Annotated in this window: 21 protein-coding genes and 1 pseudogene; 9 read left to right on the top strand and 13 right to left on the bottom strand. The window is 63.0% G+C overall.

The features are described 5' to 3' along the window. Positions 1-601 (top strand): annotated as a pseudogene (locus PSTU_RS0118900) (alpha-amylase); the annotation flags it as partial. Here PSTU_RS0118900 and PSTU_RS0118895 read toward each other — a convergent pair. Further along, positions 591-923 carry a thioredoxin family protein gene (locus PSTU_RS0118895; RefSeq protein ID WP_019342585.1) on the bottom strand — a complete coding sequence of 111 codons (333 nt, stop codon included), beginning with the start codon at positions 921-923 and terminating at the stop codon, positions 591-593. The pseudogene PSTU_RS0118900 and the gene PSTU_RS0118895 sit on opposite strands and share 11 nt — an antisense overlap. A 94-nt stretch (positions 924-1,017) precedes the next feature. Between PSTU_RS0118895 and PSTU_RS0118890 the strand changes: the two genes are divergently transcribed. From PSTU_RS0118890 to PSTU_RS0118875, 3 genes are all read left to right on the top strand, one after another. Next, positions 1,018-2,100 (top strand): hypothetical protein, encoded by a 1,083-nt coding sequence (locus PSTU_RS0118890; RefSeq protein ID WP_019342584.1) that lies wholly within the window; start codon positions 1,018-1,020, stop codon positions 2,098-2,100. A gap of 364 nt (positions 2,101-2,464) precedes the next feature. Next, entirely contained in the window at positions 2,465-3,754 is a 1,290-nt protein-coding gene (locus PSTU_RS0118880; protein ID WP_019342582.1) for a maltoporin, read from the top strand. Between the two features lie 156 nt (positions 3,755-3,910). Further along, entirely contained in the window at positions 3,911-4,834 is a 924-nt protein-coding gene (locus tag PSTU_RS0118875) for a MalM family protein (RefSeq protein WP_019342581.1), read from the top strand. A gap of 21 nt (positions 4,835-4,855) precedes the next feature. Here PSTU_RS0118875 and PSTU_RS0118870 read toward each other — a convergent pair whose 3' ends face one another. The 4 genes from PSTU_RS0118870 to PSTU_RS0118855 all read right to left on the bottom strand — a co-directional run bounded on the left by PSTU_RS0118870 (position 4,856) and on the right by PSTU_RS0118855 (position 8,649). Continuing rightward, positions 4,856-6,733, bottom strand: coding sequence for an MFS transporter (locus PSTU_RS0118870; protein ID WP_019342580.1), 1,878 nt, complete (start codon positions 6,731-6,733; stop codon positions 4,856-4,858). A 97-nt stretch (positions 6,734-6,830) separates the two neighbouring features. Beyond that, positions 6,831-7,157, bottom strand: a complete 327-nt coding sequence (locus PSTU_RS0118865; RefSeq protein WP_019342579.1) for an AzlD domain-containing protein — start codon at positions 7,155-7,157, stop codon at positions 6,831-6,833. Beyond that, positions 7,157-7,870, bottom strand: coding sequence for an AzlC family ABC transporter permease (locus tag PSTU_RS0118860; RefSeq protein ID WP_019342578.1), 714 nt, complete (start codon positions 7,868-7,870; stop codon positions 7,157-7,159). Before PSTU_RS0118860 ends, PSTU_RS0118865 begins: the two co-directional genes overlap by 1 nt. A 212-nt stretch (positions 7,871-8,082) precedes the next feature. Next, positions 8,083-8,649 (bottom strand): GNAT family N-acetyltransferase, encoded by a 567-nt coding sequence (locus tag PSTU_RS0118855; protein WP_019342577.1) that lies wholly within the window; start codon positions 8,647-8,649, stop codon positions 8,083-8,085. Positions 8,650-9,157: 508 nt separating this feature from the next. Between PSTU_RS0118855 and PSTU_RS0118850 the strand changes: the two genes are divergently transcribed. Both PSTU_RS0118850 and PSTU_RS0118845 read left to right on the top strand, forming a co-directional pair. Beyond that, positions 9,158-12,622, top strand: coding sequence for a PAS domain-containing hybrid sensor histidine kinase/response regulator (locus PSTU_RS0118850; RefSeq protein ID WP_019342576.1), 3,465 nt, complete (start codon positions 9,158-9,160; stop codon positions 12,620-12,622). 82 nt (positions 12,623-12,704) lie between these two features. Further along, on the top strand, positions 12,705-13,952 hold the full coding sequence (locus tag PSTU_RS0118845) for an MgtC/SapB family protein (RefSeq protein ID WP_019342575.1): 1,248 nt from the start codon (positions 12,705-12,707) through the stop codon (positions 13,950-13,952). A 13-nt stretch (positions 13,953-13,965) separates the two neighbouring features. On the opposite strand, the gene rmuC is transcribed toward PSTU_RS0118845, so the two are convergent. Together rmuC and PSTU_RS0118835 are read right to left on the bottom strand one after the other, a co-directional pair. Continuing rightward, positions 13,966-15,438: a DNA recombination protein RmuC gene (gene rmuC / locus PSTU_RS0118840; RefSeq protein WP_019342574.1), complete on the bottom strand. Its 1,473-nt coding sequence runs from the start codon at positions 15,436-15,438 to the stop codon at positions 13,966-13,968. A gap of 79 nt (positions 15,439-15,517) precedes the next feature. Further along, on the bottom strand, positions 15,518-15,871 hold the full coding sequence (locus PSTU_RS0118835; RefSeq protein ID WP_029404874.1) for a tetratricopeptide repeat protein: 354 nt from the start codon (positions 15,869-15,871) through the stop codon (positions 15,518-15,520). 559 nt (positions 15,872-16,430) lie between these two features. Here PSTU_RS0118835 and PSTU_RS0118830 point away from each other — a divergent pair. Genes PSTU_RS0118830 through PSTU_RS0118820 form a run of 3 tightly spaced genes read left to right on the top strand, consistent with a single transcriptional unit; the run spans position 16,431 to position 19,575 of the window. Further along, the gene (locus PSTU_RS0118830) at positions 16,431-18,992 is read left to right on the top strand and encodes a YdbH domain-containing protein (RefSeq protein WP_019342572.1); all 2,562 of its coding nucleotides are present in this window, start codon (positions 16,431-16,433) and stop codon (positions 18,990-18,992) included. A gap of 38 nt (positions 18,993-19,030) precedes the next feature. Then, positions 19,031-19,222 (top strand): YnbE family lipoprotein, encoded by a 192-nt coding sequence (locus tag PSTU_RS0118825; protein WP_025241104.1) that lies wholly within the window; start codon positions 19,031-19,033, stop codon positions 19,220-19,222. Positions 19,223-19,230: 8 nt separating this feature from the next. Then, positions 19,231-19,575 carry a YdbL family protein gene (locus tag PSTU_RS0118820; protein WP_019342570.1) on the top strand — a complete coding sequence of 115 codons (345 nt, stop codon included), beginning with the start codon at positions 19,231-19,233 and terminating at the stop codon, positions 19,573-19,575. 42 nt (positions 19,576-19,617) lie between these two features. Here PSTU_RS0118820 and PSTU_RS0118815 read toward each other — a convergent pair whose 3' ends face one another. The 6 genes from PSTU_RS0118815 to PSTU_RS0118790 all read right to left on the bottom strand — a co-directional run. Then, entirely contained in the window at positions 19,618-20,559 is a 942-nt protein-coding gene (locus tag PSTU_RS0118815) for a lipid A deacylase LpxR family protein (protein ID WP_051127918.1), read from the bottom strand. A 251-nt stretch (positions 20,560-20,810) separates the two neighbouring features. After that, positions 20,811-22,772, bottom strand: coding sequence for a PhoX family protein (locus PSTU_RS0118810; RefSeq protein ID WP_019342568.1), 1,962 nt, complete (start codon positions 22,770-22,772; stop codon positions 20,811-20,813). 35 nt (positions 22,773-22,807) lie between these two features. Next, entirely contained in the window at positions 22,808-23,641 is an 834-nt protein-coding gene (locus PSTU_RS0118805; RefSeq protein ID WP_019342567.1) for a TonB family protein, read from the bottom strand. Beyond that, complete coding sequence (gene tolR / locus PSTU_RS0118800) at positions 23,638-24,099, bottom strand: protein TolR (protein WP_019342566.1); 462 nt, start codon at positions 24,097-24,099, stop codon at positions 23,638-23,640. The genes PSTU_RS0118805 and tolR overlap by 4 nt, the downstream gene beginning before the upstream one ends. 13 nt (positions 24,100-24,112) lie before the next feature. Next, positions 24,113-24,826 carry a protein TolQ gene (gene tolQ / locus PSTU_RS0118795; RefSeq protein ID WP_029404872.1) on the bottom strand — a complete coding sequence of 238 codons (714 nt, stop codon included), beginning with the start codon at positions 24,824-24,826 and terminating at the stop codon, positions 24,113-24,115. 93 nt (positions 24,827-24,919) lie between these two features. Next, positions 24,920-26,071 (bottom strand): phytase (locus tag PSTU_RS0118790; RefSeq protein ID WP_019342564.1); only part of this gene is annotated, 1,152 nt, incomplete at its 5' end.

The following is a 26,071-nucleotide window of genomic DNA, read 5'->3' as shown; positions in this document are numbered from 1 at the left end:
CCCGCTGGGGGGGGAGCCGTTCTGGATGGTGGGCGAAGTCTTCGGCCACGGGCCGGAAATCAGTGACTACCAGCACAACGGCTTCGATGCGCTGATCAACTTTGCCTTTCAACAGGAGGTGGCCGGTGCTGCCAGCGACTGCCTGCTCCGCGCCGAGAAGAGCTACGGGCACTACGCCAGCCTGCTAGCGGAAAATCCAGGGCATAACTTCATGAGCTATGCCTCATCCCATGACACATCGCTGTTCAGCGCACAGCACGACCGCGACCTGGAGCGTCAACGCGGGCTTGCCAGCGCGCTTCTGCTGAGCCCCGGCGCGGTGCAGATCTACTACGGCGACGAGAGCGCACGCGCTTTCGGCCCCACCGGCTCCGACCCCTACCAGGGCACACGGTCAGATATGAACTGGAGCGAGCATTCCAAACCCGAAATCGCTGCGCTAATCGATCACTGGCAACGAATCGGTCAGTTCCGCGCGCGGCATCCCGCCATTGGCGCCGGCCGGCACCAACAGCTTTCAAATCAGCCCTACGCGTTCTCGCGGGTGCACGGCAACGACAAGGTGGTCGTGGTGCAGGCGGGGGCTCTGGTCAATCGCTGAGCGGGTTGGTGGCCTTAGCAGCGGCATCGCTGACCACCTTGGCGTCGGTCGGCCGCACCACTCGCGCCAGCTCCTGACCGAGGCGCACGAAGACCAGGGTTGGCCAGAGCTTGACGCGATAACTGCGGCCAAGCGGACGTCGCGGCCCGTCCTCGACCTTGATGTGGTTGATCTGCGGATACTCGGCCAGTGCCTGCTCGATGTGCTGCTCGGCAGCGCGGCAATGCCCGCACCAGTTGGTGCCGAAGTCGAGCACCGTTACCCCGTCGAGCGAGTCGACCTCGGCGCGCGCGATGGTTTCAGTCTTGTACACATCGGCCATGTTTCACCTCCACGTCTGTTCTTCTATCGACCCCGACACGCCGCGACCGATCCATGCAATCACATCCATAACGCACCTTGCGCCGAGCCCCCCAATGAAAACTCTGAACACGCGCCAACAAGCGCAGCTGGCCTTCACCGCCAGCAATGCCGAACTGGAAGTTGGGCACCCGGACGATTGTCCACTACCGCTGGCAACCCTGGCGACCACCAGTGGCAGCGAAGACTATGTCAGCCGCGTACTGTCCGGCGGGCTCACAGCGCATGTCTATCGGATCGAGGCGCAGGGCCGGAGCTGGACGCTCAAACGCGCCCGCGAGAGGTGCTTGGTGCAGGGCACCGACGGCCAGACCTCCTTTCTTAACGAAGTACAACGCCGCGCCGAGTTGCGTGAACTCAAAGCACGACCGGAACTGGCCGAACGCCTGACCGGTATTGTCGACACCTGTTATGCGAGCTTTCGATGCGGCCTGCTGCTTTCGCCCTGGATTGACGGTGAAGTGGTCGAGGACTGGAACGAGACGCGCCTGACAGACCTGTTCGATAACGTCATCAGTCTCGCCTCGCTGGGCCTGTTCGAATGGGACTTGTGCCCCGGCAACGTGCTCGACGACGGTCGTATCCGCCTGTTCGACTTCGGCTATCTATATCGCTTCGATCCGTTGCACGAATTCAACAGCGACGGCCTCGCCTCGCCCGCTTTCCATCCCGTCGAACGTTTCGAAACGCGACAGTTCTTCGCCTGGCTACTCAGCCGGGAACAGCTCGAGGGCAACCGAGCGCTCGCTGCCTTCCGCCTGGAAAAGGAAATCGCCCTTGCGCACTACCAGCGCTGGCGGTGTGAACTGGCCGAGCGAGGCGCAACCGTCACGGTGTTGGAGCGCCTGGATCAAATCATTCACAGCTGGCAGAGCTCGCTCGTCGGCTCGACCGAGGCGCTGTACCTGCGCGAAGCCTGGCGCTCGCACCGCCTCGACCTGGCCGACGATCTGGACGGCCAGACCTGCACGCCGCTCACGCTAGTGCGGCTTGCCTGGCTGCATGACATGGTCAGCGCCCGCTACGCTGACCTCGTTGCCAGTGGCGCCCTGGCCAGCGAAGCAGATCCGCGGCGCGAAGCCCTGCTGGATCAGCTAACACTTGCCCAAACGCACGCCATGAGCTGGCAGGTCCCATAATGGTCATGAGCAACCGTCAACGGTTTCGACTCTCCGATCACAAAGCCGATAAATCTCACCCGCCAGCTCGCTGCGTGTGGTGCTGGCTGGCCACTCGGAACACTGGTTTTCCGGCCCCGTCCACCAGGCGTAACGCCCAACGTCACGCCGCACGCCTTTCTCATCCCCCGCTACGCCCCGCCGCTCCGCCTCAAAAAAGACCGGTCAGGAGGATGTTGCGAACGTCGCCGATCCGCAGGCTTTTGGTCGCCACCCGCTCAATCTGTTCGACCTGAGCACTGGCGGACAACCGAACAGCTCAGTGGACCAGCCGGCCGCAGCTCACCGGCCGCATAGACCAACAACAAAAACGAAGGACTTCGCGATGAACCCGCAACGATCCGTACGTCTTCTGCAACCGACTCTGCTCTGCACCGCGCTCATGGCGGCAATGCCCTCGCATGCCGTGGATTTTCACGGCTACATGCGCTCCGGCGTCGGTGCGACCGCTGGCGGTGGCGATCAGGCGTGCTTCCAGGCCGCTGGCGCGCCGGCCAAGTACCGCCTCGGCAACGAATGCGAAACCTATGCCGAGATCGGCCTGGGCCAGGAAGTGTGGAAGGAAGGCGAACAGAGCTTCTACGTCGACAGCATGATCGCCTACAACTCGCGCCAGGCGAACGACTGGGAAGCGACCCGTACCGACATCAATGGCGACGCCAACAACCCTTTCGATGAAGGTGGCGATGTCGCGATCCGTCAGTTCAACGTAGTCGGGCACAACCTGATCGAGAGTCTGCCGGGCGCCGACATCTGGGCGGGCAAGCGCTACTACAAGCGCCACGACGTGCACATCAACGATTACTACTACTGGGACGTATCCGGTCCGGGCGCCGGCATCGAAGACATCGACCTGGGCTTCGGCAAGGGCAGCATCGCCTGGATTCGCAATACCGATGGTGAATGGACCTATCAGGGGTCTGGGACTGGTACCAACATCGCCAACGACACGCTGGATTTCCGTATCGGCGAGATCGACGTCAACCCCAACGGCAAGCTCGAAATAGGCTACGACTACGGCAAGGCCAACCTGACGGACTTTCAGGAGCGTGATGATGGCTATCAGGACCAGAAAGGTCATCTGGTTACCCTCGAGCACACTCAAGCCAGCTGGTTCGGTGGTTACAACAAGCTCGCCGTGCAATACGGCACCGACGGCATCATCGCCAGCAGCGGGCGTAACAGCACCGGCAACAGCGATGGCGACATGCTCCGCCTGGTCAACCAGGGCGTGGTCGGGCTGACCGACACCATCGAGATGATGTACGTGCAGATCTACGAGGACCGCGACTTCGATAACGAGTCCGGCCAGAAATGGCTCTCCTTCGGGGTTCGCCCGGTCTACAAGTGGAACGACACCATGAGCACCGCGCTGGAGTTCGGTTACGACCGCATCGACCCGCAGGCCGATGGCGAACGCAGCCGTGATCTGAAGAAGCTCACCCTCGCCCAGCAATGGTCCGCCGGTCGCAGCTTCTGGGCGCGTCCGCAGATCCGCGTGTTCGCCACCTACGCCCAGTGGGACGGCGGCCGTTACCAGGCGGCCAGCGAGTCCATTGATGCGGGCGAAGACGACGGCATCACCTTTGGCGTCCAGGCCGAAGCCTGGTGGTAATCGCCTGAAGAGTGGCGAGGCGTAGCGGCTCTCACCTCCCGTATCGCCCCGCTGCGCTCGGCAGCACTGCACTTTCCGCTCCCACCGTTTTGGCGGTGTTTTACCCCGACCGTGGCTGGTCGGGGTCTTTTTCGATTGGCGACTGGAGTTGCCCTTATGAGCTATCTGAAAACCTCCCTGCTGGGCTTGGCCGTTACGCTGGCTGCCGGATGCGGTAGCGAACCCCTGCGCCGAGTGGACGCGCTGACCCATACGCCTGCGCCGCTGGAGCTGCCTGCGGGCAGTGCTCGTCAGGTGCTGGCCGAAGCACCGATCTGCTGCGACACGATCGCAGATTTCCCCTTCCAACCACTGCCCGCGAGCTTCAACGGAAACGTGACGCTCGATGCGTCCGCGCCGGCGTATCGCTTTGACGGTGGTAAGAGTTTCTTTCGCGCCTTTACGTTGCCCAAGAACAGCAAATCATTTGAGATTCGCCTCTACAGCCAGGCCGGCAAGACTGTACTGGCGCCCAGCGTGATGCTGCTCGACAGCCGCTTGCGGCCCACGCGCATTCTGGATGCGGACGACTTCACCTATGCCCCGGCTGCAGGTCTTAAAGGCGATAGCCTGGACGCGCGGCTGCGCGTTGATCGCACCTACCTGGACAATCCGGGCAACGAGTACTACCTGGTGCTGTATGCAGACGGAGCCCAGCTAGACGGCCAGACAACGTTGCAACACCCGGCCAAGGCCTACGCCAAGGCGCTCGGTAATGAGCCGCCGAGCCTGCCCGACCCAGTCGCACAGCACTCGCCTACCGGCGTGGTGAAAATGGTGCTTATCGAAGACAAGGTTGGCGGCCAGCAGGCCAACACCTACGTGCCCTCTTACAGCATCGGCCGCGAAATGGGCAATGAACTGCCGTCAGTGCCGGCACCGACTGTTCTACCGGAAACCCAGGCGTACTACCGGCAAGGTATCGACGCAGCGCTGGCGAGCAAGGATCTGGAGCGCGCGCTGCGCCTGGCCGACGAGGCTGCGCGGGTCGGCGATGCCAGCGCCAAGGCCTATCTGCTGGAACGCATCGAGATCAAGTAGAGACGGCGCGGCGGCCTGCGCCTAGCGCCGGTCACCGCGTAGCAGGCTGACTTGCGCCTGGAGGTGTTGACGATTGGCTTCGCTCGCAGCAACAGGCGCGCTGGCGACCAGGTCCACCTGCGACCAGATCCGGCGGAAGAAGCCCTTGCTCGGATCGCGACTGAAGAAGCTGCCCCATAGTCCTCGCAGCGCCATGGGCACCACGGGCACCGGGTTCGCCTCGAGAATGCGCTCGACACCGGCCTTGAACCCGTTGATCTCGCCGTCGGTGGTGAGCTTGCCTTCTGGAAAGATGCACACCACTTCGCCGTTGCTCAGATAGCGGCTGATGCGCTCGAACGCCTTGGTGTAGATCGCTTCGTCTTCGTGTCGAGCCGCAATCGGCACCGCGCCGGCCGTGCGGAAGATAAAGTTCAGCACCGGGATACTGAAGATCTTGTAGTACATGACGAAGCGCACGGGCCGACGCACCGCCCCGGCGATCAGCAGCGCATCGACAAAGGAGACGTGGTTGCAGACCAGCACCGCCGGACCTTCTTCGGGAATCGCGTCGAGCCCCTGATGGCGCACCCGGTACATGGAATGGCCGAGCAGCCACACCAGGAAGCGCATGCTGAACTCCGGCACGATGCTGAAGATGTAGGCGCTGACCGCCACGTTCATCAGCGATACCACGAGAAACAGCTGCGGGATCGACAGCCCGGCGACACTCAACAGAAGGATGGCGACCAGCGCCGAGGCGACCATCAGCAGCGCATTGAGAATGTTGTTGGCAGCCACCACCCGCGCCCGTTCGTGCTCCGCCGTACGCGACTGGATCAGCGCATACAGCGGCACGATATAAAAGCCGCCAAACACCCCGATGCCGAGTACCGACGCGAGAATCCACCAGGCCTGACCGAACCCGAGCAAACCCAGCCAATCGTGTGGCGTCGCGCTCTGCGGGAAACCGCCCGAGCACCACCACAACAACAAGCCAAACAGCGTCAGGCCAATGGAGCCAAAGGGCACCAGACCAACTTCCACCTTGTGCCCTGAAAGCCGCTCGCAGAGCAGCGAACCGAGGGCGATGCCGACCGAGAACACCGTCAGGATCAGCGTGACGACGGTTTCGTCGCCATGCAGCAGGTCCTTCGAATAGGCCGGGATCTGGGTCAGGTAGGTCGCGCCAAGGAACCAGAACCATGAGTTGCCGATCAGCGAGCGCGACACCGAAAGGCGCTGCCCCAGCCCCATGCGCAGGATCGCGCCAGTCTGACGAAACAGGTTCCAGTCCATCTGCAGCGACGGAAAGGACGCGCCGGTTGCCGGTACTGCGCGGCTGGCGAGGTAGCCGGCGATCGCCACCAGCACCACGCTGCCGGCGATCAATTGCGCATAACCGTCGCTGGCCATCATCACGCCAGCTGTAATGGTGCCGGCGAGGATGGCCAGAAAGGTGCCCATTTCCACCAGTGCGTTGCCGCCGACCAGCTCATGATCTTCGAGCAGTTTGGGCAGCACCGAATATTTGACCGGCCCGAACAACGCCGACTGTGTGCCCATGCAGAACAGCACCGCCAGTAGTAACGGCAGGTTGCCGAGCAGCATCCCCGCGCCCCCAGCGAGCATGATGAAAATTTCCCCGGCCTTGATGGCGCGGATCAGCCGCTCCTTGGCGTACTTCTCGCCCAGTTGTCCGCCCAGCGCCGAGAACAGAAAGAACGGCAGGATGAACAGCAGCGCACACAGATTGATCAGCAGGCTGCTGTCTGCATTCGAGCCGATCTTGTAGAGAATCGCCAGGATCAGCGCCTGTTTGAACAGATTGTCGTTGAAGGCGCCCGACAGTTGCGTCAGAAAGAACGGCAGGAAGCGCCGCTTGCCGAACAAGGTGAATTGCGAGTGAGGCTTGGTCATCGATCCGCTTCCATGGAATAGACGTCGGCTATTTGAGCCTGAATGGTCCGGTAAAGGCACGGCCCTGCCGCGCGGGCGTCGCGGACTGGGCAATACGTCACAGCGGTAATTGCCCGAACGCCCAGCGCAACACAAAAAAGAACAGCAATCCGCCCGCGATGGTCGCCAGCAGGTTGCGGGTCAAAGCCGCGATCAGGATCGACAGCACACCCGCCAACAGATACGCGTTGCGCCAATCCAACGCCCATTCGCCGGCTGGCATCAGCATTCCTGGTACCACGATGGCTGTCAGCACCGCGACGGGCACGTAATGCAGCCCCTGCTCCACCAGGCGCGGAAAGCGCAGGTTGGGCCAGGCAAAGAAGCTGTATCGCGTCAAAAAGGTGATCGCCAGCATTCCGAGAATCAGCAGCCAGATCTGCATCAGCAAGCCTCCGCTTGAAGCTGGCGCTCGGCCCGTCGCTCGAGCCAGACGCCGACGATGATGCCGGCCAGCGCTGCAGCGATCAGGCCCAGCTTGTACGGCATCTCCCAGGTCAACAACGCCACAACCGCGGCCACCACCGCCGAAGCCACCTGCGGGCGGGTGCGCATCATCGGCACGGCAATGCCAACGAAGGTGGCAATCATGGCGAAATCCAGGCCCCAGCTGGCGACGTTGGGCACCGCCTGGCCAAAGGCGATGCCGGCCAGGGTCGCCAGTTGCCAGCTCAAATACATGGTCAGGGCCGCGCCGAGGAAGAACCAGTGTTTGTGTGGCGACGCGTCGTCCCGCGCATAACGATGCTGGATCACCGCGAAGGCTTCATCGGTTAGCCAGAACGCCAGCGGCACGCGCCAACGGCTTGGCAAATGTCGAACGAAAGGCTGCATCGAAGCGCTGTAGAGCGCATGGCGCAGATTGACGACGAAGGTCGTGAGCAACACCACCGCTGCCCCGACACCCCCGGTGATCAAGGTGACGGCGATGAATTGCGCCGAGCCGGCAAACACCAGCGCAGACATCCCCATGGCCTGCCAGCCGGAGAGCCCGGCGCCAATGGCCAGCGTTCCGAAGATGATGCCAAACGGAATGCCGCCAACGATCAGCGGCAGGATATCGCGGCAACCGTGCAAGAACTCTTGCGAGCGGGACATCGGGGCTCCTTAGCTGTGCACCGCAACAAAACGAGCTACGCACCGCCATCGAGGCCGGAGCGTAAGGGAAAGTGAAGACAAGCTGATGAACGCAGACACTGCGTTCGTGAAGTGGCCCAACATTACCTCAAGTAAAGGCTCGGCGGCGACGTGATCTGGCCTGTCGCACCAGAGGCTGGGCCAGTCGCCGGATTGATTCGTCTCGGCCCGGCTCAGCGCATGCCAGCTTCCAACAACCGGTTGATGACCAGCCATTCGCGGTCGGTGATGCTGTACATCACGGTGTCATCCAGGCGGCCATCGGCGAGTCGCCGGTGGTTACGCAAGAGCCCTTCGCGCTGTGCACCGAGCTTTTCGATGGCACGCTGCGAGCGCAGGTTGCTTGCGGCGGTTTTCAACTGCAGGCGCACCAGCTGCCAGTCCTCGAAGGCATGCCTGAGCAGCAGGTATTTGATCGACGCGTTAAGGCCACTGCCATGTTCGGCCTTATCCAGCCAGGTCCAGCCGAGTTCGGCGGCTGGCAACGCCGGGTTGAAGTCAGCGAAGCGGGTCGTGCCCACGATGCGCTCTGCCATGCGCAGGGTGAAGACTACGGCGCGACCGTCATGCTGGTCGGCAAGCGCCTGTCGATACCAGTCCGGGCGCAACGGCCCGTTTAGGTAGATCAGTTCGTCACGGTTCAGCGTCGCCAGGTCGACAAGGACGGGAATGTCGGCCTCCACAAGCGGCTCCAGGCGCAGGGCTCCGCGCTGCAAGGTGACCGGACGCGGCGTGAACATCAGGTGTTTCTCCAAGCGTAGAAGGAATGAGGAATGTTTTGCTTGCAGTGGCGACAGTCGTTGCCTTCGGTCATGACCAGCCAGCGCGTGCGGCCAAACGGGCCCGAGCCCGCTCGCATCGGATCAACGGCACCCAGCTAGCGTCGGCCCTGCAAATCGCCAGCTCGTCATGCAGATCGTCTAGCGCAGTGCTTTGCGCCGGGTCTAATCATGCAGCGCAGCTCATGCGACCATGGTCGCAGCCGCAACACGCCGCCCCGTTTTACTGCGAAACTTTACCCAATCAACTTTCAATGCGCGACAGCTTCCAGCCATCCGAAACCTGCTGAGCTTGAGCAATCAAGCACTCTCCCGGTACGCCCCTCTCATCGGCTGCGCCTGATGCGCATCCAGGATGATTAGGCCAACTACCGGCGAACGTGACCGCTGCCGGCCCTGCATGACTCGGCCACTCCGTGGAAATGGCCAGGCTGGAGCCCGCTTTATTTAATGTGTTTCTGGAGTTCGCATGTCGTTGTCCGGTGGGCTGATCGCGCTGGTCGCCTTTGCTTATATGGCCGTACTGTTTGCCATCGCTTTCTATGGTGATCGCAACAACACGCCGATGTCGCCACGTATGCGCGCTTGGGTCTACAGCTTGTCGTTGGCAGTCTACTGCACCAGCTGGACCTTCTTCGGCGCTGTCGGCCAGGCGGCCGAGCAGCTCTGGTCCTTCTTGCCGATCTACCTCGGGCCGATCCTGCTGATGCTGCTGGCGCCCCATGTGATCCAGAAGATGATCATGATCAGCAAGCAGGAGAACATTACCTCCATCGCTGACTTTATCGCCGCTCGCTATGGCAAGTCGCAGTCACTGGCGGTGGTGATCACGCTGATTTGCCTGGTCGGCGTATTGCCCTATATCGCGCTGCAGCTCAAGGGCATCGTGCTCGGCGTGAACCTGCTGATCGGCAATCACAGCGAGGCGGCCGCCGGTTCCGGTGCGCAGGACACAGCGCTGATCGTGTCGGTGGTACTGGCGCTGTTCGCGGTGCTGTTCGGCACGCGCAACCTGGATGTCACCGAGCATCACCGCGGTATGGTGCTGGCGATCGCCTTCGAGTCGCTGGTCAAGTTGTTCGCCTTCATCGCGGTCGGGGTGTTCGTCACGTTCGGTCTGTACAACGGCTTCGGCGACCTCTTCAACCAGGCCTACGATTCCTCGAAGCTGACCGGCTACTGGGAAGAAACGGTGAACTGGCCGGCCATGCTCGTGCAGACCACCGTGGCGCTGATGGCCATTGTCTGCCTGCCGCGGCAGTTCCACGTGACCGTGGTGGAAAATATCGAGCCGCGCGATTTCCGCCTGGCACGCTGGGTGTTCCCTTTGTATCTGGTGCTGGCTGCGGTATTTGTCATCCCGATCGCGCTGGCCGGGCAAATGATGCTGCCGGGCGGTGTCACGCCCGACTCCTTCGTGATCAGCCTGCCCTTGGCCGAAGCCCACCCGGCGCTGGCGATGCTGGCGTTCATCGGCGGCGCCTCGGCGGCCACCGGCATGGTCATCGTCGCCAGCGTGGCGCTGTCGACCATGGTCTCCAACGACATGCTGTTGCCCTGGCTGCTGCGCCGCAAGGAGGCCGAACAACCCTTCGAGGTGTTCCGCCACTGGATGCTGTCGGTGCGCCGCATCAGTATCGTCGCCATCCTGCTGCTGGCCTATGTCAGCTACCGCCTGCTCGGTTCCAGCGCCAGCCTGGCGACCATCGGCCAGATCGCCTTCGCCGCCCTGACCCAATTGGCGCCGGCAATGGTCGGCGCGTTGTACTGGAAGCAGGCCAACCGGCGCGGCGTGTTTGCCGGCCTCGCCGCTGGCGCGCTGATCTGGGGCTATACGCTGATTCTGCCGCTGCTCGGCTGGCCATTGGAGATGTTCCCCGGCCTGCAATGGATGTACACAACGCCATTGCCGTTCAACACCAGTGCGCTGACGCTCGGCGTAACGCTGTCGCTGGTGGGTAATGCGACGCTGTTTTTCTGGGTCTCGATCCTGTCACAGACCCGCGTCGCGGAGCATTGGCAGGCCAGCCGTTTCATCGGCCAGGAGATACACGCCACGCCCAACGCCCGCCGGCTGCTGGCCGTGCAGGTCGAGGATCTGCTCCTGCTGGCCTCACGTTTCGTTGGGGCCGAGCGCGCTGAGCTCAGTTTCCAGCGCTTCGCCCGGCGCCACGGTCACGACTACTCGCCCAAGCAGCAGGCCGACGGCCAGTGGATCGCCCACACCGAGCGCCTGCTCGCCGGCGTCTTGGGCGCCTCCTCGACCCGAGCGGTGGTCAAGGCCGCTTTGGAAGGCCGCGACATGCAGGTTGACGACGTAGTGCGCATCGTCGGCGAAGCGTCCGAAGTGCTGCAGTTCAACCGTGCATTGCTGCAGGGCGCGATCGAGAACATCACTCAAGGCATCAGCGTGATCGACCAGTCGCTGCGGTTGGTGGCGTGGAATCACCGCTATCTGGAGATGTTCGAGTACCCGGACGGGCTGGTCTACATCGGCCGGCCGATCGCCGACATCATCCGCTACAACGCCGAACGTGGGCTCTGCGGCCCCGGCGACGCCGATACCCACGTGGCCAAGCGGCTGTACTGGATGCGCCAGGGCCGCGCGCATACTTCCGAGCGCACCTTCCCCAACGGCCGGGTGGTCGAACTGATCGGCAACCCCATGCCCGGCGGCGGCTTCGTCATGAGCTTCAGCGACATCACCGCCTACCGCGAGGCCGAACGTGCCCTGAAGGACGCCAATGAAGGCCTCGAGCAGCGGGTCAGCGAGCGCACCCAGGAGTTGTCGGAGCTGAACAAGGCCCTGACCGCGGCCAAGAGCACCTCTGAAGCGGCCAACCAGTCCAAGACACGTTTCCTAGCTGCGGTAAGCCACGACCTGATGCAACCCCTGAACGCGGCACGGCTGTTTTCCGCCGCGCTCTCGCACCAGCACGATGCGTTGCCAGTCGAAGCGCGCGATCTGGTGCGCCATCTGGACAGCTCGCTGCGCTCCGCCGAGGACTTGATCTCCGATCTGCTCGACATCTCGCGCCTGGAAAATGGCCGCATCACACCCGACCGCAACCCCTTCCCGCTGGCGACCCTGTTCGACACCCTGACCACCGAGTTCAGCATGCTCGCCGCCGAACAGGGCGTCGACTTCCGGGTGCATGGCAGTCGATTGCGGGTCGACAGCGATATCCGCCTGCTACGCCGGGTGCTGCAAAACTTCCTCACCAACGCCTTCCGTTACGCCAAGGGTCGCGTGGTGCTGGGCGTACGTCGCCAGGGCGCCGCGTTGCGTCTCGAGGTGTGGGACCACGGCCCGGGCATCGCCGAGGACAAACTGCGGGTGATCTTCGAGGAATTCAAACGACTGGACAGCCATCAGACACGCGCCGAGAAAGGGCTGGGACTGGGGCTGGCCATTGCGGATGGCTTCTGCCAGGTACTCAACCACCCGCTGGCGGTGCGCTCCTGGCCCGGCAAAGGCAGCGTTTTCAGCGTGACGGTGCCGATCGCCAGCAACCTGACCAAGCAGGTCAAGGCCAACGGCGAAGCCCAGCAAACCGCCCTGACCGGCATTCAGGTGCTGTGTATCGACAATGAAGACAGCATTCTGGTGGGAATGAACAGCCTGTTGTCACGCTGGGGTTGCCAGGTCTGGACGGCCAGTAACCGGGCCGAGTGCGAGGTACTGCTGCGTGAGGATGTGCGCCCGCAACTGGTGCTGGTCGACTACCACCTGGACCATGGTGAAACCGGCTCGGAGCTGATGGCCTGGCTGCGCACCCGCCTCGGCGAACCGGTCCCCGGAGTGGTGATCAGTGCTGACGGGCGTCCGGAGCTGATCGCGGCGATCCATGCGGCGGGGCTGGATTTTCTCGCCAAACCGGTCAAGCCCGCGGCACTGCGCGCGCTGATGAGCCGCCACGTCCCGCTGCATTGAGGTCGCGTTGCGCCAGCGCAAGCCATGACCACAGCGAGACGGCTAGACTGGCTCCAACAGACGTTGCCGGCGACCTTTGCCCATGACCCTCGAATTACTGTTGAACCTGGCAACCGCCCTCGGCGTGGGCCTGCTGATCGGCACGGAACGCAGCTGGAGTGGCGGTGACAGGGACGGCCAGGAAATGGCCGGCATTCGCACTTTCGGCCTTGCCGGGCTGTTCGGCGGCCTGGCTGCACTGAGCGCCAGCCATTTCGGCACGCCCGCCTGGATCGCGATGTTCGTCGTTCTGGCCCTGCTGACGATTGCTGGCTACGTGATTGAGTCCCGCACCACCAATGGCGACCGTGGCATGACCACCGAAATGGCGCTGCTGCTGACCTTTCTGCTGGGCAGCCTGGCTGTCGCCGAAAGCCGCTTGCTGGCGGCGGCCGTGGCGGTCGTGGTGGCCTTGCTGTTGAGTCTGAAAGCCCGGCTGCACGGCGCGCTGCACAATCTCAACGAAGCGGAACTGAGCGGCGTGCTGAAGCTGCTGTTCATTTCCGTGGTGCTGCTGCCGGCGCTGCCGAACCAGGGTTATGGGCCTTGGCACGCATTCAACCCCTACACCACCTGGTGGATGGTGGTACTGATTGCTGGAATTGGCTTTGCCGCCTATGTCGCCATCCGTCTGCTGGGCACCCGACACGGATTGATGATCACCGCACTGCTGGGCGGCATCGTTTCGTCCACGGCGATGACGATCACCCTCGCCCGGCTGGACTCGGAAAAGATGCGCCACGCGCTGGCCGCCGGCCTTCTGGCAACCTCGGCGCTGATGTTCCCGCGGGTGCTATTGGAAGTCGGGGTGATCAATCGGGCGTTATTGCCTGCCTTGCTCGCGCCCATGCTGACAGCCGGTCTGATCTATGCCGCCGGTGCATTGTTCTACTACCTGCGCGCAGGCCAGCGGCCCGACAGCACTGCCGAGCCACCCTTGAAGAACCCGTTTGAACTGGGCCCGGCCCTGCGCTTTGCCGGCCTATTGGTAATCATCCTGTTCCTCGTCGAAGGCGCGCAGAGAGGGCTGGGCGATGCGGGGGTCTATCTGGTCTCGCTGCTCTCCGGGCTGACCGATGTGGATGCAATCACCCTGTCCCTGGCCAACAGCGCCCGGACCGATCTGGCCGAACAGGTCGCGGTACGCGGGATATTTCTTGCGGCGCTGAGTAACAGCCTGATCAAGGGCGGTCTGATCATCTTTATCGGTGGGCGTGCCCTGGCGATGCTGACCCTGCCGTTCATGCTCAGCGGTCTGCTCGCCGGACTGGCGGTGTTGTGGTTGCAGTGACGCGAAGCGCGCGCTATTCCTCAGCTTCCAGCGGCACCTCGGCCCCGGCACGCTCGAGCCAATCGGCCGGCAATCGTTTACTCGCCCGCGCGCCCAGCAGCTTGAGCTGTTCGGCGCGGCTCACCAGATTGCCGCGCCCGTCGGTGAGTTTGTTGCGCGCACCGAGGTAAGCCTTGTCCAGTTGCTGCAGGCGGCTACCGATCTCGTCCAGATCCTGAATGAACGCGGCGAATTTGTCGTAAAGCGCCCCGGCACGCTCGGCAATTTCGCGGGCGTTCTGGCTCTGCCGCTCCTGCCGCCAGAGGCTGTCGATCACCCGTAGGGTCGCCAGCAACGTCGTCGGACTGACGATAACGATGTGCTTGCTGTACGCCTCCTGAAACAGCTCGGGGTCGCCTTGCAAAGCTGCCGCGAAGGCTGCTTCGATCGGCACGAACAACAGCACGAAATCCAGGCTCTGCAGGCCTTCAAGGCGCTGGTAGTCCTTGATAGACAACCCTTTCAGATGGTTGCGCAACGACAGCACGTGCTGTTTGAGTGCAAGCGCGCGACTGCTGTCGTCTTCGGCGCAGATCAGTGCCTGGTAGGCGGTAAGACTGACTTTGGCGTCCACCACAACCTGTTTGTCGCCGGGCAGCTGAATCAGGACGTCAGGCTGGAATCGCTCGCCATCAGCGCTCTTGAGACTGACCTGGGTATGGTATTCGCGGCCTTTTTCGAGGCCGGCATGCTCGAGTACCCGCTCAAGGATCAACTCGCCCCAGTTGCCCTGAGTTTTCTGCCCCTGCAGGGCGCGAGTCAGGTTAGTCGCTTCATCACCGAGGCGCTGATTGAGCTGCTGCAACCGCTCCAGCTCCTTGGCCAGGGAAAAGCGCTCACGCGCCTCGTTCTGGTAGCTCTCCTCGACGCGCTTCTCGAAAGACTGAATACGTTCTCTAAGCGGATCGAGCAGCTGCCCAAGTCGCTCATGGCTGGTCTCGGCAAAACGCTGCTCGCGCTCCTCGAAGATCTTGCCCGCCAGCTCGGCAAACTGCGCCCGCAACTCATCGCGCGCTCCCTGGAGATCTTCCAGGCGCTGCTCATGAGTTTTCTGCTGTTCATTCAGCTCGGCTGTAACCGCGGCGTGAGCGGCACTCAGGGCGCGCAGCTCGGCCTGCTGCGCATCGCGCTCGGCCTGAAGATCATCGAGGGTTTCGCGGGTTTCCAGGCGTTGGGCCTGTAGCCATTCGGTTTCCCGTCGCAACACCGCGGCTTCGGCCTGCAACGTCGCGCGGGCTTCGTGCAGATCGGCCTGTTCCTGACGGCTGGTTTCCAGCTGCGCGCCGAGGCCTTCCTGCGCCATGACCGCCTGACTCAGCCGCTCGTCCAGCAACGAAAGCTCAGCCCGCTGCAGGGACAGGCGCCGTTGCAGCGACAACGTGACGACGGCGAGTAATAAACAGAGGGCACCGAGACCGGCTGCTAGATAGAGGGGATCGAGAGGCATGAACGGCTCCGGCTGAACTGCCCGGCAGTATAGCCAGCCAGCCCGCGAAGGTCAGGCCGGCCCGTCTGCGACGCCGAATCTAGCGCTTGGCCGGTAGCAGCAAGAGGATGCGCGAGGCTTCAGTCGAGCCCTGTGCCGCAGCCTGTTCCAGCCAGTGCCGCGCTTTGGACAACTCGCGGTGCTGGCCCTGACAGTACAGTTGTCCAAGTTCGAGCTGGGCTTGGCGGTCGCCAGCTCTTGCTGCCTGGCGCAGCAGTTCGAAACCGATGCGGCGATCACGCTGGCTGTCGCAGTCATGGCAGAGCAACCGTCCCAGGCGACTCTGTGCTTCGACCACACCTTCGAGTGCCGGCTGCTTGAGCATCCGACCCGCGATACGTTTGACACTCTTGGTCTGTCCTAGACGCTGGCTGTCCAGCAGCCACAACGCCATGCGCATCGGCAGGCGTGGAGAAGATGAAGTGCTCTCGAGCGAGCTCGAGGCGAGTGGACGCGTTCTCATGGTCACCGAATGGTTCGGGGGGACAAGGGCGCGCACTCTACTCCTTTTTTCACAGAGTTAAAGTCTTGCAAAAATCGGAAATACACGATCTGGATCACACTATTTTTTAATCCACAGAAGCTGTGGATAAGTCTGTGGGCAAACGGGTTACAAATTTCCCTAGCGCCTATGGTTAGCGGGCTGCAGTTAAACTGGCGGTTTTTTCGCCAATGTAAAAAGTCTTTATTTTTCAGCAAGTTATTGTCGTTCTAAGATTCCACTTGGTTTGCGACAGTTTGTCATAAGCGCTTGACAAGGACCGGTTGAGAATGTGCACAAGTCCGGTGTAGCCCTCTCGAAACGCCCACCGGAGGGTGACTTAGAGGGCTTTTAACGACCTGGAGCGGAACTTTTTACGCGCGGATCAGTCACGCCACTATTCCAGTCGTAGCCTGTCGCACGCGCGCCATGCTCGGCCTATGCTAGCGAATCGATTTCAGCGGAACGGGTCATGACGAAGCGGCGGAGAATTCTCGTCTGGGCGGTTGCCAGCCTGGTTCTGCTCGTTGTCGGGTTGGGATTCTACGGCGGGGTTCGCTGGCAGCAATTCAAGCGCGATCAGGGGATCGTCACGCTCGAGCTGAGCGGAGTGCGCCTGACGTTCAACCATCTCGCCGTGCAGCAGATCGTCGTCGTTCGACAGCCATCAGCCGACGAACGGCTCGCAGTGACCCTCGACAACCTCCACCTCGAGTTTGCTGATGGTTGGCGCCTGCTGCCGCTCCGGTCGCTGAACATCGAGCGCCTCGATGCCCAATGGCAGCAAGTCCGCAGCAAAGACAATGACGAGCCGCTGGCTCTACCCAACCCTCAGCAGTTGAAAGACTGGTTGGCGTGGCTACCCAGACAAGGACAAATCGCTTCGCTGAATCTGACCTTGCCCTGCGCAAGCGGAACTTGCCAGGCCCAGGGGCAACTGGGCTGGCAACTTGGCGAGCATGCACCACTCCCCGCCGCGCTCGATCTGCAGCTGAACCATCAAACGCACCGCCTGGCGCTGGAGCTGCAAGCCTACGAGCAAGACCGCGACACTCATCTGGATCTCGGGCTGCAGCTCGACGGCCAGCAGCGTTTGAGCATGCAGAACCAGCTGACCGAACGCAGCGACTCGACACTCTGGCGCGGCACAATGGCCATGAACGAATTGCCCGAAGCCCCATGGTTGCTGGAATGGCTGGGTGAATGGCTGGCTTATTCGCCGCCGGCGTTGCCGGCACTGCCCGAACAGATGCGGATCGGCGCGGGCTGGGCTTTAGAGATCGACACACAGACCTTGCCGCAGGACTGGAAAGCACTGAACGGCGAACTGCGATTTTCGGCAAATCTGCCAGCGCCATGGCCAGTGGTCGGCCTGGGCCAGTTACAGGGTCAGTTGGACCTCAGCGTTCGCGCCGATGATGGCCTCTGGGTTCCGACCCAACTGAACGGCGATCTCACCCTGCAGCCGGTCGCCGATTTGCTCGCCGCATTGCCGGAGCAACTGCGCGCAGGTGCTGTCAGCCTCAAGATCATTCCGACACAGACTGACGAAGCGGCTCAGGGGCTGGCCTTGAATGTGCAGCTGGTTGCCAGCGGCCCCTCTCCTATGACGCTCGATACGCGTCTGGTACTGCAAACCGCTGCGCCCTATACAGCCGCCTTTGACCGCACCCTGGTCAAGCTACGCAGCCCGGCGATCACAGGCGCGGACTTCAGCTTGAAAGCCCTCGAAGCGGATCTGCGACTACGCGGACGGGTTTCTCAACAGGACGCCACCGTTCGCCTGGAAAAAGGCTCGAGGCTACGGCTGAACAGCCTGACAGCCGCCTCAGACCTAGCAGCCAGCACGCTGGTGATGGAGCTGGCGGGGCTTGGTGCCGAGGTAAGCTTCAGCGATGGCCAAATTCAGAGTTTGGCGGTCACCGGAAAAACAGCCGTAACCGCCGGCGAAGTGAAGCAGGCTGCCTTGCGTCCTCAGGGCTGGCGCTGGAGCGGCACGCTCGATGCGGACCAGTCCCAAATTTCGCTCGACGGCCCGCTGGGCAACGATGCCGGGCTCAGCCTGCCGTTGAAGCTGACCCACAACCGGGTCAACAGCGCGACTCGCCTCGATGTCACCTTGCCGGAGCTGTTCCTGCGTGCTGGCAACCCACTGGCCGCGACCCTCGCCGATTGGCCGCCACTGCTGGAACTCAACAACGGCCGCGTGCAAGGTCAGGCGCAACTCAACCTGCCCGGCAGCGGCACACTTGCGGCTACGGCCAAGCTCAGCGCAAAGGGACTGGGCGGTATTTACGACCGCACCGAACTGAGTGGGCTCGATGCTGATCTGTCAGCTGTCCTGCGGCGTAATGAGTTGCGACTGGACGTGTCAGAACTGACGTTGCGCGAGGCCAATCCCGGTTTCACGTTTGGCCCCCTGCGCTTCGCCGGCGAATATGCGGCCCCGCTCGACACACTCGCTCAGGGCCGCCTGGCCTGGAGTGTCGCCGAGGTACGGCTACTGGGCGGTCGCCTATGGCTGGAACCAGGTGCGGCCGATCTCGCGGCAGGCACGCAACAATTGCATGCCCATCTGCGCGGGGTGCAATTGCCTTTGTTGCTCGAAGCCTATCCCGCCGAAGGGCTCTCCGGCACTGGCGTGATCGATGGAGAACTGCAGCTGCAGCGCAGCGAAGCCGGTATCAGTATCGAGCAAGGCTCGCTGCAGGCACGCGAACCTGGAGGCGTGCTGCAATTTCGCTCGCCGAAGATCCAGGCCCTGGGGCAGGCCAATCCGGCGATGCGGCTGGTGACAGAGGCACTGGACGACTTCCACTACGATCTCCTGGCCAGCGACGTACGTTACGCCGCTAACGGAAAGCTGGATCTGGGACTGAAACTGCACGGAAGAAACCCGGCGCTGGAAGGCGGCCGCCCGATCAACTTCTCGATCAATCTGGAAGAGGACATTCCGGCCCTGCTAACCAGTCTGCAATTGTCCGATCGCGTCAGCGAAACCATTCAACGGCGCGTGCAGGAGCGCCTCAGATGAGGCAATGTAGTGACGACTTCGATCTGGAGAACACCGTCATGCGGTTGTGCCATCCCATCAGCATCCTGGCGCTGGCCCTGTTGGCCAGTGCCTGTACGCCACGCGTTGAGCTGGCTGTGCCCAACGAGCCGATCAATATCAACCTCAACGTGAAAATCGAGCACGAGATCTACATCAAGGTCGACAAGCAGCTCGACTCGATCATCAATGAAGACAGCGGCCTGTTCTGAGGAGCCTTATGAAGACCTATCTGAAACTCGGAGCGCTGCTCGTGGCGCTGTGCCTCGCCCTGCCGGCCGCGGCCATGACACTCAACGAAGCAATGTCCGCGCTCGGCCAAGCCAAGGCCAGCGGCCAGCTCGGCGAGAAACCCGACGGTTACCTCGGGGTCGTGCAGAGCGGCGGTCAGGCTGAAGAAATCGCCAGTCAGATCAACCAGGCGCGGCGCGCCGAGTATTACCGCCTAGCGCAGAAAAATGGCATCGGCGTCGCCGACGTCGAGGCCATTGCCGGCAAGAAGGCCATCGAGAAAACCCCGCCCGGGCAGATCATTCAACTGAACGGCACCTGGGTCAAAAAGTAAGCAAAGCCTCTGCGGGGTGCGCTCGTACCCCGCCGCTCTTCCTCAGAACCAGGTCGACACCGTCAGCGAGCCGAACTCGTCGTGCTGGTTCTGGCTGTTGAATTCACGGGTGCGCCAGACCCTGGCAAAGGCGAGCTGCCAGCTGTTCCAGGTCAGCGCTATTCCTGCCTTGGCATCACCCACCCACTCTTTCGGGTCTACCGAGTGGCTGTCCTTGAAGGTGTTGCCCTCAAGTAACATGTTCTGCGCCATGTAGCGCCCTTCGAAATCGGCAAACACACTCCAGGCAAACCCACCGCCCTGATCGAAAAACATACTGCCGCTCTGTGCAGGCGCCACTGCCGGAATACTGAAACTGCGCTCCAGTCGCTGTCCGATACGTAACCCGAACCCAGCTGAACCGTAAGTGTAGAGATTGCCCAGGGCAAAGCCGGCACTCGGACCGTATTCGAATTCCAGCCCGCCAAGGCGTTGCTGCTGCCACCAGCGGTACTGGTACGCGAGGTTGACGAAGGGCTCGTTGCGTAGCTGGTTATCCCAGCCGCGAGGATCGTCACTGTTGGTGATTTCATGCACCTGGCGCTGGATTTTCTCGCCACCGACCGCCGGGCCAACGATGCCTATGTCCAGATGCAACCCACTGGCGCCGCGCCAACCTTCATGCTGATCATCAGAGAAGATCGACATGCCGGCGAACAGCAGTGCGGCATAGGGACGATCATCCTCGATCAGCTCCGCGCGCCTGATATTGTCCGGCGTATAGAGCTGATGGCCGAGCCGATAGGCGATGTTGTCGACCTCCTCTGCCTCCCAGCCTGGCATCGCATCTGCGAACCGTCGCGACCAGTGATCAGCGTCGGGCTTGAACGAGCGCATCAGCTCGAAGCCGTTGGTGTAGTGGCCGTCGTCGGAAGCGATTACGTCGTTTTCGATCTTCAACGAGTAAAGGCCTGCCTGGCTTGCCAATGGTAGGCAAGAAATCATGACGGCGAGGGATACGCGTGTGCGCAGCTGCAACATTGCCATGGCCCAGCTCCTTCATTACATGCAGCGAGGTATGTATCAGCATGTTTAGAAGGTAGGCCGGGCTTAAACGTTCATCTCAAACACGAGTTATCGAAAAACTGCTTTCGAATCGAGAGTGGTCATTCCGCTTGGGGCCGGGCGAGAAACGCAGCTCAGCAGAAGCGGCCCTGCTCGTGATCGACACAAGATCCAGCCAGAGCCCACTCACGTCAGGTGCCGATAACGCCCCCATCGGTCTTGGTGATAAGCACCGTCGAGGCGCGCGGGCGGGTCTTGCCGTCGCTGGCCGGGAAGCTCAACTCCGGGTGCTGGACGTTGATCCACATGGCACGGTAGTCCGGGCTCCAGGTGATGCCGGTGATCTCGCACCCACGCGGGCCGACCAGGAAGCGCCGGACCTCACGCGTCCGCGGATCGGCGCACAGTAGCTGGTTGGTGCCCATGGCCTGCATCGCGGTCTCTTCGTCGCCGTAGTCGGTTTCGATCCACAGCCGCCCTGCTTCGTCGAACGCCAGGCCATCCGGCGAGGAGAAGATGTCGCCGTTGATCGTACCGGTGAGGTTGGGCGGCACCGGCTGGCCGCTGGAATCCATCGCGCCCGGTTGTTCGCCGGCCAGTAGAAAGACTTCCCAGGTAAAGGCGGTGGCGGTCGGATCAGCGTCTTTCTCGTTCCAACGCAGGATCTGCCCGTGCAGGTTGATCGGACGCGGGTTGGCCTTGTCGGTTGGCCATTTGACCCCGCGGTTGTCGTTGTTGGTGAGCGTTACGTATACCTCACGGCTGCGCGGATGCACCGCTACCCACTCCGGGCGATCCATCGGCGTCGCGCCCGCCTGGTCCGCAGCGGCACGTGCATTGAGCAGTACCTCGGCCTGATCGGCGAAACCATTCTCCACCGTGAGCCCGTTCTGGCCGTGAACCAGCGCCAGCCACTCACCGCTGCCGTCGGCATTGAAACGCGCCACGTAGAGCGTGCCGCTATCGAGCAGCTGGCGGTTGGCCTGATCAGCGCCCGGCACGTAGCGGCCGGCGGGCACGAACTTGTAGACGTACTCGCCCTTGGTGTCGTCGCCCGAGTAGAACGCCATGCGCCCGTCCTCGCCTAGCGAAAGCACCGAGCATTCGCGGCAGTAGCGGCCGAAGGCAGTGCGCTTGACCGGCTTGCTCTGCGGGTCGAACGGGTCGACCTCGACCACCCAACCGAAGCGATTCGGTTCGTTCACGTAGCCGCCGTGGGGTTGCGACGAATCCGGGGTGGCGTTGAAGCGCGGGTCGGCGGTCTCCCAACCGTAGAGTTTGCTCAAGCCTTCGCCAGCAATGCCGTAGCGCTTGTGCGACCTGCGCTTGGCCAGGTCAGCCGCGTCGTGGTTGACGAAGTAGTTGTGCCAGTTCTCCTCGCAGATCAGGTAGGTGCCCCAGGGCGTGAAGCCGCTGGAACAGTTGTTGAGCGTACCGATGATCTCTCGCCCGCTCGGGTCGGCAACGGTCTTCAGCGCCTCGTGGCCGGCCAGCGGACCCCCTACCGCCATGGGCGTCATCGCCGAGAGGCGACGGTTGTAGCGCGACGGCATGACCCGCTGCCACTGCCCCTGGGCGTCCTTCTTCACCTCGATGATGCTCAGGCCGTGGGCCGCCTGTTCCTTGCGTACCTCGTCCAGCGGTCTCTTGCCCTCGACGAAGGTCATGCCGTTGGGGTGCAGCGGCGGGTTGACGTATTCGTGGTTCATCACCAGCAAACCGTGGCTGTCAGGCGCATCGGGGAACGGGAAGAAGTGCATGCCGTCGTGGTTGTCACCCGCCTGCTTGAGCTGGGCCTGCCAGTCGTCGCTGGCATCCGGGTTCCAATCGGGTGCATCCGCCAGCACGGCATCACCCCAGGAAAAGAAGGTGCGCGCGCTGTAGCCGGGCGCGACCTGCACGCGGTCGAATGTCGGGTCGAGCTGGGTGGGAATCCCGCTGAAGCCGATCAGCGAATCGGACTGCCCGGCGCTACGGCAGGCGCTCAGCGCGCCGCCGAGAAAGCCCAGCGCGGCGAGGCCCATGCCGCCCTTGAGCAGGTTGCGCCGGCTCTGATCGACCAGCTGCCCGAGCGAGGGATGGGCGCTGGGGTTGATGGCCTGATCGTCGAGGGCGGAAAGGTTGGCGTGAAAACTCTGAAAGTCCTGTTTCATTCGATGGCTCGTCTGGCAAATGGGTCTGCTGCGCATCACTGGATGCGGTAATGAAAGGTGTTCTTCACTTCGGGAACGGTCACGGCGCGGCCGTCGACGATCCGCGGCTGATAGCGAAAGCTTTTCGCAGCCGTCAGCGATGGCCGGATGAACAGCGGATGGCAATCCTCCAGGGCCTTGGGGTTTTCGATCCGCCCCTGCGGGTTGACCGAGTAACTGACCGTGCAGGTGCCTTCGATGCCCTTGTCCAGCGCACGCTGCGGATAGTCCGGCGCGTCCTTGGCGATCGGCAGGTACTGGCGGCTGGCAGCCGCGGCGGCCTCGGCCTGTCGCGCGCGTTCGGCGGCGGCAGCTGCTTCGGCCCGAGCCGCCTGTTCGCGCTGCTGCGCCTCGCGCGCCAGCTGCTCGCGACGCTCGGCTTCGAGCCGTTCCTGCCGCTCACGCTGGCGTTGTTGCTCGCGCTGCTCGTCGCGTAGACGTTGCTGCTCCCGGCGCGCCGCCTCTTCCTGCTTCTTCTGCTCGGCTCGCTTGTACGCCAGCTCGGCCTGTTCGAGCCGATGCTGTTCGATTCGCGGATCCACCTGCGGTTCCTCGAACACCGGCTCGATGGCTGCCTCGACCGGCTCGGGCGCCGGCTCCGGTTCGACGGGCGCCTCGAGTGTCGGCTGCGGCGTGGGCAGGCTGATCAGCTGGGTCTTGATCACCTGGGTCGGGCTGGGTGACGTCAGCTCGGGCGTCCAGCCGTGCAGCAGCAGGCCGATCACCGCGGCATGCAGCGCGAAGGTCGCTACCGCCGCGCCGGCATGGCTGCGCCATTGCGGTCGAACCTCGGGCAGGCTGTTGGGCAGGGGCATGCTCAAGCTGCTCATGGTGCGGGCTGCCCGGCCGGCGCCTCGGTGATCAGGCCGAGATTGATCACCCCGCCACGTTGCAGCTCGGCGATGCCGGCCACCACGCGGCCGTAGTCCGCCGCCTCATCGGCGCGCACATAAACCTGGGTGTCGCCGCGCTCGGCGATGATCGCCGCGACCTTCTCGCGCATCTCCTCAAGGTCGATGGCGCTGTCGGTCTGGTCCTCGGCGTTCAGCTCGCTGCCCAGGTTCCAGTAGAAGCCGCCATCGGCCTTGACCGAGAGCGTGAGGATCTGCCGCTCGTTCTCGGTGGGCATCGCCTCGGCGGCGACCTTGGGCAGCTCGATCTTCACGCCCTGCACCAGCATCGGCGCGGTGACCATGAAGATCACCAGCAGCACCAGCATCACGTCGATGTAGGGCACCACGTTCATTTCGGCCTTGGGGCCATGTTTGCGCTGCAGTTTGACCAGCATGGCGAGGCTCCCTTCAGGCGGCTGCGGCGATGCTCGGCGAGCCGGCATGCAGGCGGCGATGCAAGCGCGCCTGCAGTTCGTTGGCGAAGCTGTAGTAGCGCGCGCTTAAGGTCTGGCCGCGGGCGGAGAAGCGGTTGTAGGCCATCACCGCCGGTATCGCGGCAAACAGGCCGATGGCCGTGGCGATCAGCGCTTCGGCGATGCCCGGCGCGACGGTGGACAGCGTCGCCTGCTGCACCATGGACAGCCCGAGGAAGGAATTCATGATCCCCCAGACGGTGCCGAACAGGCCGATGTAGGGGCTGACCGAGCCGACCGTGGCGAGGAACTGCAGGCCGCTTTCCAGCCGCTCTTCCTGCTCGGCGATGGCTACGTACAGACTGCGCTCGACGCCTTCGATCACGGCTTCAGGGGCGATACCGGGCTGACGCTGCAACTGGCTGAATTCCTGGAAACCGGCAAGGAAGATGCGCTGCAACGCCGCTTCGCGGGGGAGCGACTGCTCATTGCCCTCGCGATAGAGCTGGGTCAGTTCGCCGCCACTGCGAAAGCGTTGCAGAAAGCTTTTCAGCAGCCGTTCGCTGCGGCGCAGTGCGGCGCAGCGTTGGATGATCAGGTACCAGCTGGCGACGGACGCCAACACCAGGGTCGCCATCACCAGTTGGACCACCAGGCTGGCTTCGCTGATCAGGCCCAAGACCGACATGTGTTCGCTTTGCATCTGTATTCCTCCGGCCGTCCCATGCAACGGCGCTCATTGGATTGCATTAGGGTTACGTTTCGATGACAGCGCGGCGTAACCCGACAGGTCACGCCAGGGTCAGTCCAGCCCCAGCGCTTCGGCGATCGCCGTCCACGGCACGTACTTGTAGTTCTGGGCACCTTCGGGCATGCGCTTGCGGCCGTCTTGCACCACCAGCATGCCGCGACTCCAGATGCCGCCGAGGTTGGCCGAGGTGACTTCCAGGCCATCGGTTTCAGAGGCGCCGTCGATACCCCGCTCGGCATTCAGGCCGACGCGGAAGGCGCCGCGCACGGCATAGGGCGCGTGCGCATCGAGCACCAGGTAGCTGTCGTTACCCTGGCTGGATACCACCAGGTAATCGCCGGCCGTACCGCTGTAGATGGCCATGCCTTCCACGTCGGCGTGCAGCGGGCCGCCCACATCGATGACCTTTTCCAGCGCCGCCGCGTCGCGGCGCAGATCCAGCGTCCACACCGCCGCGTCTTCCTCGCCCACGAACAGGCGCTGGTTGCGGTCATCGGCGACGCAGCCTTCGGGCTGGCTGCTCAGCTTGAATTCGCGCACCTGCTCACCGCGCGGCGAACCGCTCGAACCGTCGAGGCGGTACTGCAGGAAGCTGCCGTCCTTGTCATTGGCGATGGCATGGATCGCGCCCTGAGGATCCTTGAACAGGCACAGGCCGTAGATCTCACGGAAGGGCATGTCGATCTCACCGATGCCGCTGACCTGGCCGCTGCGGGGCTCGATGGCGAACAGGTGCAGGCTGTTGTGATCGCGATTGCTCGCCACCGCCAGATCGACCCGCTTGCCACCAAGGGCAAAGCCGGTGCGCACATCGACGTTGTTCAACCGCCCCACCGGTAGGTACTGCAGCTGCTTGCCCGACAGGTCGTAAACCGCCAGCCCGCCTTTCTTGTCGGTGCCGAGTACGCGGCTGCTGGACGGGTCCGCCGCGTTGACCCAGATCGCCGGATCATCCGCCGCATCGCCCAAGTGCGGCACCGGATCGGTCTGCACCATCGCAGGCAGCATCGGAATCACCGGCGTCGCGGCCGGCGCTTCTGGTTGCCAGTCCAGGCGCGCGAGATGCGCCCCGCGTTCGTCGGTCAGCAGCAGGTCGAGCCCCTGCCCGCCCAGTCGCGCGCTGATCTGTTCCGGCTCGTCGAACCCCTCCAGCGGAATCACCGCATGATTGCGCCAGGCATCGTCGTCGCGCCCGTACAGGTG

It is taken from the genome of Stutzerimonas stutzeri SDM-LAC (assembly GCF_000235745.1).
Classification (GTDB): Bacteria; Pseudomonadota; Gammaproteobacteria; order Pseudomonadales; family Pseudomonadaceae; genus Stutzerimonas; species Stutzerimonas stutzeri_H.
The sequence above is the reverse complement of the archived record's forward strand: the minus strand, read 5'-3'. Positions and strand labels throughout refer to the sequence as shown.